Raw genomic sequence first — 14,998 nt, 5'->3', positions numbered from 1 at the left:
GCATAGCACCCGCATTAAAATAAATTGACGACAATTAAAGCGACCAAGGCAGGCAGTGCTTGGATATAGATAATCTTCTTACTGGCAGTCAACCCACCAAAAATTCCGGCCACCAACACACAACCTAAAAAGAAATTCGCCAAAGGCAGTGCATAGTTTTCAGGTGCACACAATGACCAAAATAAACCTGCGGCAAGGAAACCATTATAAAGTCCCTGATTTTGTGCCAATACCTTAGTGAGTTGTGCTTTTTCAGGCGAATTTCCAAATGCTTTCAAACCTGCTGGTTTATCCCACAAGAACATTTCCAACACTAAGATATAAACATGTAATAGACCAATCAATGCAATTAAAATATTTGCTAGCATGTTTTTCGATTCCTTATTCTGCTCATCCTATGATTGAAATGAATGTAGCACTGATCTAGCGATTTTGCTCGATCGGCAATTGGATTTGTGCGACTTTCCAGCTCAAGCCCGTTCTTTGCAAGATAATTTTGGTCGGCAAATGATTGTGTGGATGCTGAATTTCCACAGCGAATTGATTGAAAGACTGGTAACGACCTTTGTAGCTCACTTTTTCAGCACCAGATAAAGATACGGATTCGGATAAATGTGTGGTTTGAAAATCTGACTGCGTTTGCATAGGCAAACTGTCCTTGAGTTGTTTGCCTTGCATCAGCATCGTGATTCCCTGCGGTGACACCATAATATCCACCACCTTATCCAGCATCGATGACGCCAAAATTGCCCCAAGTGCAGCGAGTCCGCGCTCTGACGAAGGCGCTTGAGGCATGTCTTGCAACATTTGTGCGTTCACCTGATCTTTTAAACTCTGGCGTACACTTGGAAAATCAATATGACTGGCCAATGCTGCACTATCGTCTTGTTCAATTGCTTGACGGATTTGATAAATCGTTAAATAGGGTGAAGCAAATAAATAGCCGAAGACCAATAACACCAGCACAATGCTGGTCATCTTTAATTTTTGTGGCATCTTATCCTCAGCAATGAACAATTTTTTTACTAAATGGTCTGTGAAACTCACAGATAAACACTTGGGCAATATAAAAATTTCATGTTAAAACATGAGCCACACCATTTATCCGACACAAACTGACGCTTAAAATCGTTTTGTTACAGCTTGAACAATTTTAAATCGCTATTATATAGAGGGTTTGAGGAAACTTCACAATTCCTTGTAGGGAAACAGATTACACTCCCTATTTCAATTTTCACATTACTGAGATGTATTTATGAGTCAAAGTCATATCCGTATTCGAGGCGCACGTACCCATAATTTAAAAAATGTGTCACTCGATATTCCACGTGACAAGTTTGTGGTGATTACGGGACTTTCAGGCTCAGGAAAGTCATCCTTAGCATTTGATACCTTATATGCTGAAGGTCAGCGTCGCTATGTTGAATCACTTTCGGCCTATGCACGCCAATTCCTTTCGCAAATGGAAAAGCCTGAAGTTGATTCAATCGAAGGTTTATCGCCTGCAATTGCGATTGAGCAGAAGTCGACGAGCCATAATCCGCGTTCAACTGTCGGAACAATTACCGAAATTTATGACTATTTGCGCTTACTCTATGCGCGTGTGGGTACACCCTACTGTCCAGAACATGACTTACCGATGGTCGCACAAACCGTTTCGGAAATGGTCGATGCAGTAAAATCGCTTGAAGAAGGTACGGCACTGATGTTGCTCGCACCTGTGGTTCGAGAACGCAAAGGCGAATACAGTAACTTATTTGAACAATTACAAAGCCAAGGCTTTGTGCGTGCGCGTGTCGATGGCGAAATTATTGATATTGATACCCCACCTGAATTAGACAAAAAGAAAAAACATACCATCGAGGTCGTCGTCGACCGTTTCAAAGTACGCGATGATCTTGGTAATCGAATTGCTGAATCCTTTGAAACTGCCTTACGTTTAGGTGGCGATATTGCAATTTTATCGTGGATGAATGGTGAACATCCTGAACGTGTCTTTTCAGCGAAACACTCTTGTCCTGAATGTGACCGTGCGGTTGCTGAACTCGAGCCTCGTTTGTTCTCGTTTAACAATCCTTTTGGTGCTTGTCCTGTCTGTGATGGTTTAGGGACGCGTAGTCATTTCAGTGCCGACAAACTGATTCCAAATCCAGAAGTATCGATCAGCCAAGGTGCAATTCGTGGTTGGGACAGACAGCGACCGTATTACTATACGATGCTTCAAAAAGTCGCAGATCATTTTGATATTCCACTCGATACCCCGTGGAATCAACTGGATAAAGAGACACAAAAGAAATTCTTACAAGGTACAGGCAAAGAAAAAATCGACCTCAGTTATATTGATGAACGTGGTCGTAAACATAACCGTGTGCAGCCTTTTGAAGGAATTTTGCCACATTTGGAACGTCGCTATCGTGAAACGGAATCGAATTATGTCCGTGATGACTTAGCCCAATACTTATCTAATGCCGCTTGTGATGCCTGTGGTGGTTCTCGTCTCAATGAAATCTCGCGTCATGTTCGCGTCAAAGACAAAACCATTGCTGAAATTACCAAGATGTCGATTGGAGATGCCGAAAGTTATTATCAAGATCTCAATCTTGAGGGGGCTAAAGGCGAAATCGCCGATAAAATCTTTAAAGAAATTCGTGAGCGTTTACACTTTTTGGTGAGTGTGGGACTCAATTATTTAAGCTTAGCACGTTCGGCTGAAACCCTTTCAGGGGGTGAGGCGCAGCGTATTCGCCTCGCTTCGCAAATCGGTGCAGGTTTGATGGGCGTGATGTATGTTCTTGATGAACCATCAATTGGTCTGCATCAACGTGATAATGATCGCTTATTACAAACCTTAATTCGCTTACGTGATCTCGGCAATACCGTACTGGTCGTTGAGCATGACGAAGATGCAATTCGTGCTGCGGACCATATTATTGATATCGGACCTGGTGCAGGGATTCACGGTGGTGCGATCATCGCCGAAGGAACCTATGATGAATTGGCGAGCCATGCCGATTCGCTTACAGGCCAATATCTTTCAGGCAAATTAAAAATTGCAGTACCGAAACAACGTACTCAATCACCACGTCCGGATGAAGTGATTAAACTTTCAGGCGCAAGCGGACATAATCTTAGAAATGTCGATTTGACCATTCCTTTAGGCATTATGACCTGCGTCACCGGCGTTTCAGGTTCAGGAAAGTCAACCTTAATTAACCGTACTTTATTACCTTTAGCAGCCACTCAACTTAATGGTGCAACCACTCTTACCGCTGAAAAATTTGATTCGATTGATGGATTGCAACACTTGGATAAAGTGGTCGATATTGACCAAAGTCCAATTGGTCGTACACCACGTTCGAATCCTGCAACTTATACAGGGTTATTTACCCCAATTCGCGAGTTATTTGCGCAAACCCCTGAAGCCAAAGCACGTGGTTATAGCGCAGGTCGTTTCTCGTTTAATGTAAAAGGCGGGCGCTGTGAGGCATGTGAAGGCGATGGCATGATCAAGGTCGCGATGCATTTCCTGCCTGATATGTATGTGCCTTGTGATGCCTGTCATGGCAAGCGTTATAACCGTGAAACGCTGGAAGTGGGCTATAAAGGTAAGAATATCTCTGATGTGTTAGAAATGACCGTAGAAGATGCAGCCGAATTCTTTAGTGCAATTCCTGTGATTCATCGTCGTCTAGAAACCCTGACTCAAGTGGGTCTTGGTTATATTCGTTTGGGTCAAGCCGCAACAACCCTCTCAGGTGGTGAAGCGCAACGCGTGAAATTAGCGCGTGAGTTAGCAAAACGTGATACGGGTAAAACCTTATATATCCTAGATGAGCCAACCACAGGTTTGCATTTCCATGATATTGCCAAGTTACTCGATATATTGCATGAGCTACGTAATAAGGGTAATACCATTGTGGTAATTGAGCATAATTTAGATGTGATCAAAACTGCCGATTGGGTGATTGATCTTGGGCCAGAAGGTGGTTCTGGTGGTGGTCAGATTATTGCAGAAGGTACACCTGAGCAAGTGGCTAAGGTTGAGATTTCACATACAGGACGTTTCTTAAAACCGATGCTTAAATAAAGGTTAATTTAATTAGGCTAGAAGGTTAAATGACCTCTAGCCTTGTTGTTATTCACCCAATTCTTCTTCTAAACTTTCTAAACGGCCATAATTAAATTTATGGGCGGGAATAAAAATATAATCCAATTCTGAAGTATTTATAAAAATTGACCTGTGATATCCCTCTGTAGGTAGATAGATAATTTCTTCTACATTTTCTGGATCAAGTTCAAGACAGGAAAAAGCCTCATACAGCTTGCGATCGTCAAACATCGGCTCTCTTCTTATTTTTCCATTAGAAAATTGCCATTGAATCTCCGTTGCTCTGGCATACAATTTTTTTAATTGTTTAGAGGCATCTCTTTGAACCTTTTCCCTATCTTCCTTCTTTATATGATCTTGTTCAATTAATACATCTAACTCCTCTTCGGTTAAAAGTATTTTCTTTAGATAGTTTTTTACTTTTTCTTCACTTATTAAATCTGTTACATGCTCTAAACACTCAATATTCTCTATAACCAGCCATTCCTCATCTTCGACTCTATCCAATCCTAACCAATCATTATATTTTTCAGGACCAAAAGTATCAAATGCTTCACTTGAGAAATAAACATCTTGTATGGAAGCTCGACGAATAAAAGCGATTCTATTATCTAGAGATTCAACAGCTATAAAATCATCTTTATCATTTAATCGATAATATAGTCTCGATCTTTCAGCCTCAGTAATTGGAAATAAAAGTCCTTTACCTGTTTTGAAATGAAATGCTATTTCTCCAAAATACGTATCTTCATCAGTGATCTCATTATAAATTCCTAAATGATCAAAACGTCGAGGATTACCGAGTAGTTCATCTATAGTTGAATTTAGAATTTTCGCTAATTTTGCTTGCTTACTCTTAGGAATAGAAGCTGCTCCAGATTCCCAACGTTGATAATTAGGCTGACTAACTCCCATAGCTTCTGCGACCGCTGTTTGAGTCATCATGTTTGCTAGCCGAGCTTTTTTTAGAGCTGTTAATTTCATGACTTAATATTTATACGTATAAAATATACATAGAAGTATATTTTATTTATAAGCAATGTCAAATTGCTGAGAACAATATCAAGTCTCAACAATATTCTTCCCTTTTACCTTCGCTTTTAATAAAGACTGATCGGCTTTCTCTAACAATTCCAACCAACTTTCAGCCCCTGTTGCAACGCCAATACTGACTGAAACAAAGAGTTGTTCTCCCGAACGAGAAATCTCAATAGCCTGCTTAGAAATTTCCAAACGAATACTTTCCGCAATTTGTTTTGCGGCATCTAACTGAATATTTTCAATGACCACCAAAAATTCATCACCACCATAACGGACGATTAAATCTGAGGCACGCACATTGTGCTTTAACTGTTCCGCGATCATTATAATCACCTGATCACCGACAATATGCCCATATTGATCATTCACAAATTTAAAATTATCAATATCAATCACGATCACACCCAAATGCCCAAGAAGCTCAGGTTTAGATTGAAGTAGATCAAGATACTCATCTAGTGCAAGGCGGTTGGATACCCCTGTCAACGGATCCGAGTTGGCAATCTGCTTTAATTGCAACTCCATCGTATCCCGTTGACCTAACATGATTTTGAGTTTGTCTATCGCTTCAAATAAAGAATAGAACTCATTTTGAGATTTGCGTGGATTCACAGGCTCATCGCTGACATCAGACAATCCAAGAATCATATTTCGGGCCTTAATCAATGGACTAAACACTTTTTGCTTAGCATAAATCATCGTAAAAAGCGCAATCATCAAAGAGAGACTAGAAATACCAAGGGTAAAAAGAAACTGTTGTCGAGCATTCTGATTTTGGGTAGTCGCAAATTCAATGCTGTAATCCAAAATATAATTTTGCAGATCAATCACCGTTGTAAACTTGTCTACGATTTGCTCTGTTAGCTCCGTCCCAGAAATAAAATAATCTTCATTATTTTTACTCTGTAATAATAATCGAGTTACGATCGGAAGTCCTTGATCCAAAAACTCAGTTTTGACTCGTTGATGCAACCGACTATATTCAAGTGTTTTGGATTGTTCTAAATGAATGGTGTCCACCAACGCCCATAAATAGCGTGTTTGATGTTGTGTTTGCAAAGATCGAGCAAGATTTTCATCTGAGATTTTTTCATCAAACGTAACGGGAGCCATAATATTAGAAGCAACACGTCCCGCCTGATCACGCATATCCGTTAAGATCAGAATAGAAGTAAAGTAATTTGAAATTTTACTATCTTTGCTCTCTGATAAAATCATCCATTTATTTAAAAGTTCACGTGCTTTATCCCATGCAGTAAACATCGACAAAATCGCTTGATCGAACTGCAAAGATGTTCGTCGATGAGGTGGAATAAGTGCATAAGCATCCACTGTAATTCGCGCTTGCGCCAATTCTGCTTTTAAATCAGTCTGCAAAGATTGAGCTATTGATGGAAAACCACCTTGCTCCAAGATTGTGACTGTTTGATCAATTTCAGCATCTACAATATCTCTAAAAGCGTGTAACTCTGCTTGGTTTGCAGCCAGCTCATCGGGTGTGCTGGACATCACCTTATTTGCCGGCGCACGTTCCCTAGAGATTTTATTCACAGTCTTAACCAGTGCTCGTAAACTGGTCGTATCTGTCAGCACTTGTTTGGTTTCGGTATATTCTTGACAACTCCGGATAATCAGCGGAATAGAAATATATAAGATCGATAAAATGATCACAGCCATACATGAAAACAAACGGAGGCTGATCTGCTCAGAACGTAGTTTTGAGTTTTTTAAATCACGTCCCATGAACATACCTTGCTTTTCTCACCCATTGTTTTGGTTAATTAATAACCAAATAAACATTTTAGCGATGTTCTAACAATCACAAAACCTTTATACGACCAACATCATATACGCCCACCCACTTCATTGCCGAAACAGATTGTAAAAATGAAAATTATCAATTTTACAAATCAGCCATCAAGCCACATACTTTGATCAATGAATATATGACTTACTACTCACTCGTTACCCTCTAGGATGTTTTCTCCCCCCAAATGTAAACATCCTATTTCTCAGCCCAACTCATGCTAAGAGATTGGGCTTTTTTTTGCTTAAAATCAGTGAATTACGCATTACAATAATTTCAATTGCGTAAGTGCCTGATAAACAATTTCTTTACGTGCAGCTGCATGCGCAGGTTGATTCATTTCCATATTGAGAGAAAAAGCGATCACTTTTCCGTTCGGATCTTCAATCCATCCAGTCCACCATCCTACTTGCGGAGTAATATCCATTCCCCAACCACTTTTGGCGTAAACTTTAGTTCCCCGTATTTCATCCACCAGCAGCATATCAATCACTTGCTGTTGTGTTTTTGGGGTAAATGGTAACTCCTGTTTCGCAAGCCTGTAAGCAAATTGAGCTTCTTCGATTGGCGTGATCTTTAAAGGTCCAATGAGCCAGAAGTTATCAACTTGTGTTCCGATGCGTGTATTACCGAAGCCGACTCTTTTGACTTCCTTTGCCATCAAATCCAATCCGATTCTCTGGGCAAGCGCTTGATAAACAGGTACAGCAGAAGCTTGCATGGCTTCAGCTAAAGTCAGATCTTTTTCCCAACTTTCAAAAGCACGCTTCTGACCATCCCACTTAAATACTTCATTTGGTGAAGTTTTATCATGTTCAATGCCAATCAAAGCATTTAATATTTTGAAAGTAGATGCTGGGATATAAGCAGTTTTGGCACGATTCAGATCATTACCGTATGCTTTATACGCCTGTCCATCAAAGGTAATTAGAACACCTGTTGTTTGAACATTCTCAAACAAGGAAGCGATCTGCTTTGTTTGATCGTTTTCAATTTGATTGAACGAGACTGGAGTATGGATATGCTGGCAGGCGACACCGCTTAATCCAAATCCTATGAGCACAGTGAGGGTGTATAATTTTGATAGCTTCATTTTCTGTATTTAAAATTATCGGAGTTTAGTTGTCACTATAGACCTTTTTATACAAATTACTTTGTGATATTTATTGATCTAGATCTTCTACTATAAGTAAATAAAAAAAAGCTCGACCTTGGGGAAAGCCGAGCTAGAAAACTTAAAAAATACACAAGGAAAATGTTAGGAGATCGTAAAATGCAAATTACATATCTCTTGATTCGTATTATGTGAACTATGCCTCAAAAAGTAAAGTAAATTAAATAAATTATTTTCTGTTTTTTAATCGGTTTATTAAATACTGATGATTATTTAAGCTTGTCCACAACCAATTTGGCTGATTTTATCAACAAGATTACTGCTATTTTTTTGCTAATTTGATCGCATATTTGTGAAATAAACGCATTAGAAACACATTTTTCATGGCAATTTTATGACAAATCACCACAGCAAATAAACGTAAAAACCGATTGTGACAATCGAATTAACCAATCAAAATCCTTTCATTCCCTACATGCATAAAGCATTTCTTTTTATAACAAAATGATCATATCTAACTGTTAGTTATATATTTTCTTTCAGGTTGACAAGAAATGATGCTTTTGTTTGATTTTTAATCAACCTATTGTACTGATTTTACCCTTGGTCGAGTAATTCGATTTATGACATTGACAACATACTTTGTTACAATACAATGACTCCAACTTAACTCAATCACTGTTAAAGCTGGAAATTATTATGAAAAAACTCGGTTTAGCCACTGCTTTATTATTAGCCATGACCGGTGCCAACGCTTACCAAGTAGAAGTTCAAGGTCAATCTGAATTTTTAGATACTACGAAAAATGACAAAGACTTTACTGGTGCTGGCCAAGTAAGTTACTTCTTCAAAGATGTAGACACTTCTAAAGGTCCTTTAGCTGAAGCTGCGTTCTTAAACCATGCATCTAACGTTTCTGTTGCGTATAGCTTTGCAAAACAAAGCGGTGATGAAATCGCAACTACAAAGAACGAGTCTCTTGGTGCTAAAGGTGAAGCTTTCATTCCAACACCATACCTACCAGTTTATACAAGTGCTGCATATAGCCACTCTCAAACTAAAACTGATGGAAAGAAAGACAATGGTGACCGTTTTGCATTAGAAGTGGGTACTATGCTTGCACCTAACTTCTTAGTTGCAGTTGGTTATACCAACATTGCTGACCAAGTCGCTTTAGATGCAAACAGCGTACTTTCACGTGGTATTGTAAAAACTGTAGCTGAATCACAAACTATTGGTCAAGACCAAGATGCGATTACTGCACGTACTAAATACGTTGGTAACATCGACGGTACAAACATGGCTGTAGGTTTCGAAGCTGGTCTTGTTTATGGCGATGACACTGCTTTCGAATTAAAAACTGATCTTTACCTAACACCTAAGTTAAGTGTTGGTGCTTCTTACGCAGAATCTAGCTTTAATAGTACTCGTGATTCAGCTTGGGGCACAAACGTAAATTACTTCATCACTCCAGCTGTTGCTGTTGGTGCAAGCTACGTAAATGCAAATGCTGTAAATGCTAACTTAGATACACAAACTGTTGGCGTAAACGCGAAGTTCCGTTTCTAATTTTGGATTTTGGTTCTTCCTATAGAACACATGATTCATAATAAAAAAACCAGTTCTTTTGAACTGGTTTTTTATGCAACGATTTGCAGAATAAATCGATAATAACTGAAAAATAAAATCAGGAAATTTTCTTCTCATCAATATTTAACGCACTAATTGCTAAAACAGCTTGAGTACGATTCTGCACGCCTAGTTTACGGAAAATCGCCGTCACATGTGCTTTAATTGTTGCCTCAGAGACATCAAGCTCATAAGCAATTTGTTTATTTAACAAGCCTTCAGCGACCATCATAAGTACGCGAAATTGCTGCGGTGTTAAGGACTGCAAGCGTTCTGCCAAAGCAGTTTCATCTGCTGCTCTTGGATCAAAGCTCGCATGCGTCGGTAAATTTGGAGGGAGCCAGATTTCGCCTTCTAAAACATGCTTAATCGCTTCACCAATATGACTTGGATGAGATGATTTTGGGATATATCCCATTGCCCCATGTGCAATGGCACGTTGAATAATCGAAACTTCTTCATGCGCTGAGACCACAATAATTGGAATCGCAGGATATTGCGCTCGCACATAAACCAGAGCAGAAAAACCCGATGCACCAGGCAAGTTTAAATCAAGCAAAACTAAATCAGGTTCAGCACCATGCTCTAAACGCTTATAAAACTCATCTACATCAGCCGTTTCTTGAATCTGCGCTTGTGGCAAACTGTAACGCACCGCTTGAATTAAAGCGTGTCTAAAGAGAGGGTGATCATCTACAATTAAAATATTCATAAGCGCTATAAGCAATCTGCTGTTTTAGTACGTCACTGTACGGTGTTTATTAAAATTAACCTATCTAAGCCTATTTTTAAATAAACCATTGGTCAAGCACTCTGACATTTTTTCTTTCTTTTTCCAGTAAAATAAATCATATATTTGTATAAATCATCACGATGATGGTTCGATCTTAAAAATTTTGAATAGAAACATAAAATTAAATCATCGTAAATTTACGATTTTGTATGCTTATGCGATATATCTTTAAATCAGATAAGCTTGCAGCATTTCCTTATTTTACAGCACGACATCAGACGTAGATAAATAAAAGCCATTCGTAATGAACTTTTATTTAGGCAATGTCTATGTCCAATCGTAATACTGTTTCTACTCCGCTCAACATCGTTGCCGTTTCAGGTGGCCTGAATAGTCCATCAAAAACAGAAAGTCTCGTTCAAGCAATTCTTGATGAGCTTGCAGAAGCAACGCAGATCAAAGTCCATTTTGTAAAACTCAGTGAAATCGGACCTTTATTAGGTGGTGCAATCTATCGCAACCAATTACCACAACGTGTACAAGATGATTTGGCTGCGGTAGAGGCTGCAGATGCATTAATTGTTGGAACACCTGTTTATCGTGCTTCGTTTACAGGGCTATTTAAACACTTTTTTGATTTCGTTGAACAAACTGCCTTAGTTGATGTTCCTGTACTATTGGCTGCTTCCGGTGGTAGTGACCGCCATGCTTTGGTACTCGAGCATCAATTGCGTCCTTTATTTAGCTTTTTCCAAGCGCAAACCTTACCGATCGGTGTATACGCGACAGATCGTGATTTCACGCCAGCGTACACAGTCAATAGTGAGCAATTGTCTGATCGCATCACCTTAGCCGTTGCCCGTGCCCTACCTATTCTGGAATGGGCGCCTGCCAAGGGACAACGCGCAGCAGTCATCAAAGCCAAAACTGAGCAGGCCAATCAGAACTTGGGGATCAACAAGCAAATTGAACAAGCAGAGGTTTTACCATCAGCGGCTGTTCCAGACCTCGATGCCGCTGAATCTCGCTTACACCCCAAACCTACAAAAAATTTAACCCACGTCGCTTAGAAGACTATTTAGAGGGTAAAAAAATGACTATTTCTTCATCTGCAATTAAATTTGCGTATTGGGTTCCCAATGTCAGTGGCGGACTTGTGGTCAGTAACATCGAACAACGCACTGATTGGAGCTATGACTACAATATCCGTTTAGCACAAACCGCAGAAAAAAATGGGTTTGAATACGCGCTCACCCAAATCCGTTTTACCGCGGGCTATGGTGCAGAAAATCAACATGAATCGGTGAGCTTTAGTCATGCTTTGTTGGCAAAAACAGAGAAACTCAAAGTCATCGCAGCAATTCTGCCGGGTCCATGGAAACCTGCACTTGCAGCGAAGCAACTCGCGACCATTGACTATTTAACCCAAGGTCGCATCGCAATCAATGTTGTGAGTGGTTGGTTTCGTGGAGAGTTTGATGCAATCGGTGAGCCTTGGCCTGAGCATGATCAACGTTATGTTCGCTCTGAAGAGTTTATTCGGACACTCAAAGGTATTTGGACTACAGACAATTATAGCTTTGAAGGTAAATACTACCAGTTTCAAAACTACACGCTAAAACCAAAACCTTTGCAAAAACCTTATATTGAGGTCTTTCAAGGCGGCAGCTCCCGCGCAGCTCGTGATATGGCAGCTCGTGTCTCAGATTGGTATTTTACCAATGGCAATAGCGTCGCAGAGATCAAAAAGCAAATCGATGATGTACGTGCCAAAGCAAAACTGGAAAATCGCCAAGTGAAAATCGGAGTGAATGCTTTTATTATCGCCCGTGATACAGAGCAAGAAGCCCATGCTGTGCTAAATGAAATCATCGCAAAGGCAAATGTAGAGGCAGTCAATGCCTTTGGTGATGCAACACGTGAAGCAGGCGCTTCAGCGCCAGAACAAGAAGGAAATTGGGCTAAATCAAGCTTTGATGATCTTGTGCAATACAATGATGGCTTTAAAACCAATTTGATTGGTACACCACAGCAAATTGCGGAACGAATTGTAGCTTTAAAACAGGTCGGTGTAGATCTGATCCTGTCAGGTTTTCTACATTTTATTGAGGAGGTGGAATATTTTGGTGAAAAAGTATTACCGCTGGTACGGCAATTAGAACAACAACAATTGCCTCATGTTACTGCAAAATCAGCTTGAGTTTCCGTCATTTTTGAATAAGAAGAAAAATAAAGATAAAGGCGCAAAATTACCCCCAAGACTCGGCTTGGGGGCTTTTTAAATTTAACCTTCTGCACTACTCACTTCTGGGTAAACCGTTGCGATTAACGCATCTACCACTGATGGCTCAGCAAGCGTTGAAGTATCACCTAAGCTGTCCAGTTCATTTGCTGCAATCTTTCTCAAGATACGGCGCATGATTTTACCTGAGCGTGTTTTTGGTAAAGCAGGCGCCCAATGCAAGGCATCTGGTGTTGCCACTGGCCCAAGAACTTTACGTACCCAATTGACCAACTCCTTACGCAACTCTTCAGACTCTGATACATCTGCTTGTAAGGTCACAAAGGTACAAATTCCCTGCCCCTTAATGTCATGTGGCATACCAACAACAGCAGCTTCTGCAACCGCTTCATGGGCAACCAATGCACTTTCAATTTCAGCAGTCCCTAGACGATGTCCGGAAACATTAAGTACATCATCAACACGACCTGTGATCCAATAGTATCCGTCTTCATCACGACGTGCACCATCGCCAGTGAAATAGCAGTTCTTGAAAGTTGAGAAATAAGCTTCAATAAAGCGCTGTGGATCACCCCAAATCGTGCGCATTTGACCCGGCCAAGAATCCTTGATCACGAGGTTCCCTTCATTCGCACCTTCAAGTGGGTTACCTTCCCCATCAACCAATGCAGGTTGTACACCAAACATTGGACGTGTTGCCGAACCCGGTTTTAAAGCGGTTGCACCCGGTAACGGTGAAATCAAAATACCACCTGTTTCCGTCTGCCACCATGTATCGACAATCGGGCAGCGTCCTTCACCAACCACTTCGTGATACCAGTTCCATGCTTCAGGGTTAATTGGCTCGCCGACTGAACCGAGTAAACGTAAGCTACTACGATCACTCTCACGAACATAAGCATCGCCCTCACGCATCATGGCACGGATGGCAGTTGGTGCTGTATATAAAATCGTGACATTATGCTTATCAATCACATGACCAATACGCGCCCATGTTGGGTATTGAGGAATCCCCTCAAACATGACCGTGGTGGTTGCATTACAAAGTGGACCATACAATAAATAGCTGTGTCCTGTAATCCAGCCAACATCTGCTGTACACCAATACACATCATCTTCTTTGAGATCAAAAACCTCTCTAAATGTGGTGTTGACATAGACCAGATAACCACCCGTTGTATGTAACACACCCTTCGGCTTACCTGTTGAACCTGATGTATAGAGAATAAATAGCGGATCCTCTGCCTTCATTGGTTCAGGTGGACAATGCTCGTCAACTTCCATGATTTCGAGGTGATACCATAAATCACGTGCTTCATTGAATTGGATCGGGTTGCCTGTACGGTGAACCACAATCACATGTTCTACACTTTCCGTACCCTGAATTTCTAAAGCGGCATCCACATTTTCTTTCAATGGAATTAACTTACCACCACGCATGCCAGCATCCGCAGTAATGACTAATTTTGCTTGACTGTCTTCAATACGGCTTGCCAGTGAATCAGGTGAAAATCCGCCAAAAACCACACAATGTACAGCACCAATGCGGGCACAAGCCAACATCGCAATTGCTGCTTCAGGGACCATTGGCATATATAAAACAACGCGGTCGCCTTTGCTAATACCCTGTTTCTTTAATACATTTGCAAAACGACAAACCTCATCATGCAACTCAGCAAACGAGATGATCTTATGGCGTGAAGGATGGTCACCTTCCCAAATGATCGCTGGCTTTAATGCATTATCTTTTAAATGACGGTCTAAGCAATTTGCTGATACGTTTAGTTCACCATCGGCAAACCATTCGATTTTAAAATTCGCGGGGTCAAAATTTGTATTTTTGACTTGAGTAAAAGGTTTAATCCAATCAATATTTTGTGCTTCTTCTGCCCAAAAAGCATCAGGCTGCTCAATAGAGTATTGATAACGATTGAAATAGTCTGCTTCCGAGATCCTTGCCGTTTCTTTAAATTTTTCAGGCACTGGGTAGATTTCTTTCATAACTTACTTCCTTGGTCTTTTATCTCATACCTTAGATGTACTCATCTATTTCTTTGGTATGTCTGTGCTCATTTGCAGTATGGCGATCATCTATAAGGGTAAACAATGCGGCTTTGGTCGTAGGGATTCACTACAGATCCAATCACCTAAATGTATAAAGTCCCTCAAAATAATTTAAATATTAACTGCTTGTCGATGTTTTTTATTTTCAAAAAAGATCATTGTTTTGATCATTGACCAGTAATCTACAGACCAAAGTATAAAAAATAAACCGATAAAAATGTTTATTTTTGACAACAAATCTTCCAACAATCATCATAAAC

At 40.2% G+C, this 14,998-nt stretch carries 11 protein-coding genes; 4 read left to right on the top strand and 7 right to left on the bottom strand.

Annotation, left to right across the window (positions count from 1 at the left end; genetic code table 11):
• Positions 1-14: 14 nt before the first annotated feature.
• Both DS737_RS00855 and DS737_RS00850 read right to left on the bottom strand, forming a co-directional pair.
• A complete protein-coding gene (locus DS737_RS00855; RefSeq protein WP_004641483.1) occupies positions 15-368 on the bottom strand; it encodes a DUF1304 domain-containing protein in 354 nt (117 codons plus the stop codon).
• A 55-nt stretch (positions 369-423) separates the two neighbouring features.
• On the bottom strand, positions 424-996 hold the full coding sequence (locus DS737_RS00850) for a DUF2939 domain-containing protein (protein ID WP_113996550.1): 573 nt from the start codon (positions 994-996) through the stop codon (positions 424-426).
• Between the two features lie 259 nt (positions 997-1,255).
• Between DS737_RS00850 and uvrA the strand changes: the two genes are divergently transcribed.
• The gene (gene uvrA, locus DS737_RS00845; RefSeq protein WP_005087149.1) at positions 1,256-4,087 is read left to right on the top strand and encodes an excinuclease ABC subunit UvrA; all 2,832 of its coding nucleotides are present in this window, start codon (positions 1,256-1,258) and stop codon (positions 4,085-4,087) included.
• A 48-nt stretch (positions 4,088-4,135) separates the two neighbouring features.
• On the opposite strand, the gene DS737_RS00840 is transcribed toward uvrA, so the two are convergent.
• The 3 genes from DS737_RS00840 to DS737_RS00830 all read right to left on the bottom strand — a co-directional run bounded on the left by DS737_RS00840 (position 4,136) and on the right by DS737_RS00830 (position 8,049).
• Positions 4,136-5,092, bottom strand: coding sequence for a helix-turn-helix domain-containing protein (locus tag DS737_RS00840; RefSeq protein WP_113996549.1), 957 nt, complete (start codon positions 5,090-5,092; stop codon positions 4,136-4,138).
• A 78-nt stretch (positions 5,093-5,170) separates the two neighbouring features.
• The gene (locus DS737_RS00835) at positions 5,171-6,892 is read right to left on the bottom strand and encodes a GGDEF domain-containing protein (RefSeq protein WP_113996548.1); all 1,722 of its coding nucleotides are present in this window, start codon (positions 6,890-6,892) and stop codon (positions 5,171-5,173) included.
• Positions 6,893-7,221: 329 nt separating this feature from the next.
• Positions 7,222-8,049, bottom strand: a complete 828-nt coding sequence (locus tag DS737_RS00830) for a carbapenem-hydrolyzing class D beta-lactamase OXA-214 (RefSeq protein WP_008942158.1) — start codon at positions 8,047-8,049, stop codon at positions 7,222-7,224.
• 720 nt (positions 8,050-8,769) lie between these two features.
• On the opposite strand from DS737_RS00830, the gene omp33-36 reads away from it, so the two are divergent.
• The gene (gene omp33-36, locus DS737_RS00825) at positions 8,770-9,639 is read left to right on the top strand and encodes a porin Omp33-36 (RefSeq protein WP_113996547.1); all 870 of its coding nucleotides are present in this window, start codon (positions 8,770-8,772) and stop codon (positions 9,637-9,639) included.
• Between the two features lie 118 nt (positions 9,640-9,757).
• Here omp33-36 and DS737_RS00820 read toward each other — a convergent pair whose 3' ends face one another.
• Positions 9,758-10,411 (bottom strand): response regulator, encoded by a 654-nt coding sequence (locus DS737_RS00820; protein ID WP_004641497.1) that lies wholly within the window; start codon positions 10,409-10,411, stop codon positions 9,758-9,760.
• Positions 10,412-10,761: 350 nt separating this feature from the next.
• Here DS737_RS00820 and msuE point away from each other — a divergent pair, with 350 nt between their 5' ends.
• Positions 10,762-11,502, top strand: a complete 741-nt coding sequence (msuE, locus tag DS737_RS00815) for an FMN reductase (RefSeq protein ID WP_004641499.1) — start codon at positions 10,762-10,764, stop codon at positions 11,500-11,502.
• A gap of 23 nt (positions 11,503-11,525) precedes the next feature.
• The gene (gene sfnG / locus DS737_RS00810; RefSeq protein WP_113996546.1) at positions 11,526-12,632 is read left to right on the top strand and encodes a dimethylsulfone monooxygenase SfnG; all 1,107 of its coding nucleotides are present in this window, start codon (positions 11,526-11,528) and stop codon (positions 12,630-12,632) included.
• Positions 12,633-12,716: 84 nt separating this feature from the next.
• On the opposite strand, the gene acs is transcribed toward sfnG, so the two are convergent.
• A complete protein-coding gene (gene acs / locus DS737_RS00805; RefSeq protein WP_113996545.1) occupies positions 12,717-14,675 on the bottom strand; it encodes an acetate--CoA ligase in 1,959 nt (652 codons plus the stop codon).
• Positions 14,676-14,998 lie beyond the last annotated feature (323 nt).

The organism is Acinetobacter haemolyticus, assembly GCF_003323815.1.
In the GTDB taxonomy this organism is placed as follows: Bacteria; Pseudomonadota; Gammaproteobacteria; order Pseudomonadales; family Moraxellaceae; genus Acinetobacter; species Acinetobacter haemolyticus.
This window is presented reverse-complemented; position numbering and strand designations above follow the sequence as displayed.

Excerpts from the sequence above, each read along its gene's own strand:
- acs (WP_113996545.1), bottom strand. The coding sequence starts at position 14,675 with ATGAAAGAAATCTACCCAGTGCCTGAAAAATTTAAAGAAACGGCAAGG.
- DS737_RS00850 (WP_113996550.1), bottom strand. The coding sequence starts at position 996 with ATGCCACAAAAATTAAAGATGACCAGCATTGTGCTGGTGTTATTGGTC.
- DS737_RS00835 (WP_113996548.1), bottom strand. The coding sequence starts at position 6,892 with ATGGGACGTGATTTAAAAAACTCAAAACTACGTTCTGAGCAGATCAGC.
- DS737_RS00855 (WP_004641483.1), bottom strand. The coding sequence starts at position 368 with ATGCTAGCAAATATTTTAATTGCATTGATTGGTCTATTACATGTTTAT.
- uvrA (WP_005087149.1), top strand. The coding sequence starts at position 1,256 with ATGAGTCAAAGTCATATCCGTATTCGAGGCGCACGTACCCATAATTTA.
- sfnG (WP_113996546.1), top strand. The coding sequence starts at position 11,526 with ATGACTATTTCTTCATCTGCAATTAAATTTGCGTATTGGGTTCCCAAT.
- DS737_RS00820 (WP_004641497.1), bottom strand. The coding sequence starts at position 10,411 with ATGAATATTTTAATTGTAGATGATCACCCTCTCTTTAGACACGCTTTA.
- msuE (WP_004641499.1), top strand. The coding sequence starts at position 10,762 with ATGTCCAATCGTAATACTGTTTCTACTCCGCTCAACATCGTTGCCGTT.
- omp33-36 (WP_113996547.1), top strand. The coding sequence starts at position 8,770 with ATGAAAAAACTCGGTTTAGCCACTGCTTTATTATTAGCCATGACCGGT.
- DS737_RS00830 (WP_008942158.1), bottom strand. The coding sequence starts at position 8,049 with ATGAAGCTATCAAAATTATACACCCTCACTGTGCTCATAGGATTTGGA.
- DS737_RS00840 (WP_113996549.1), bottom strand. The coding sequence starts at position 5,092 with ATGAAATTAACAGCTCTAAAAAAAGCTCGGCTAGCAAACATGATGACT.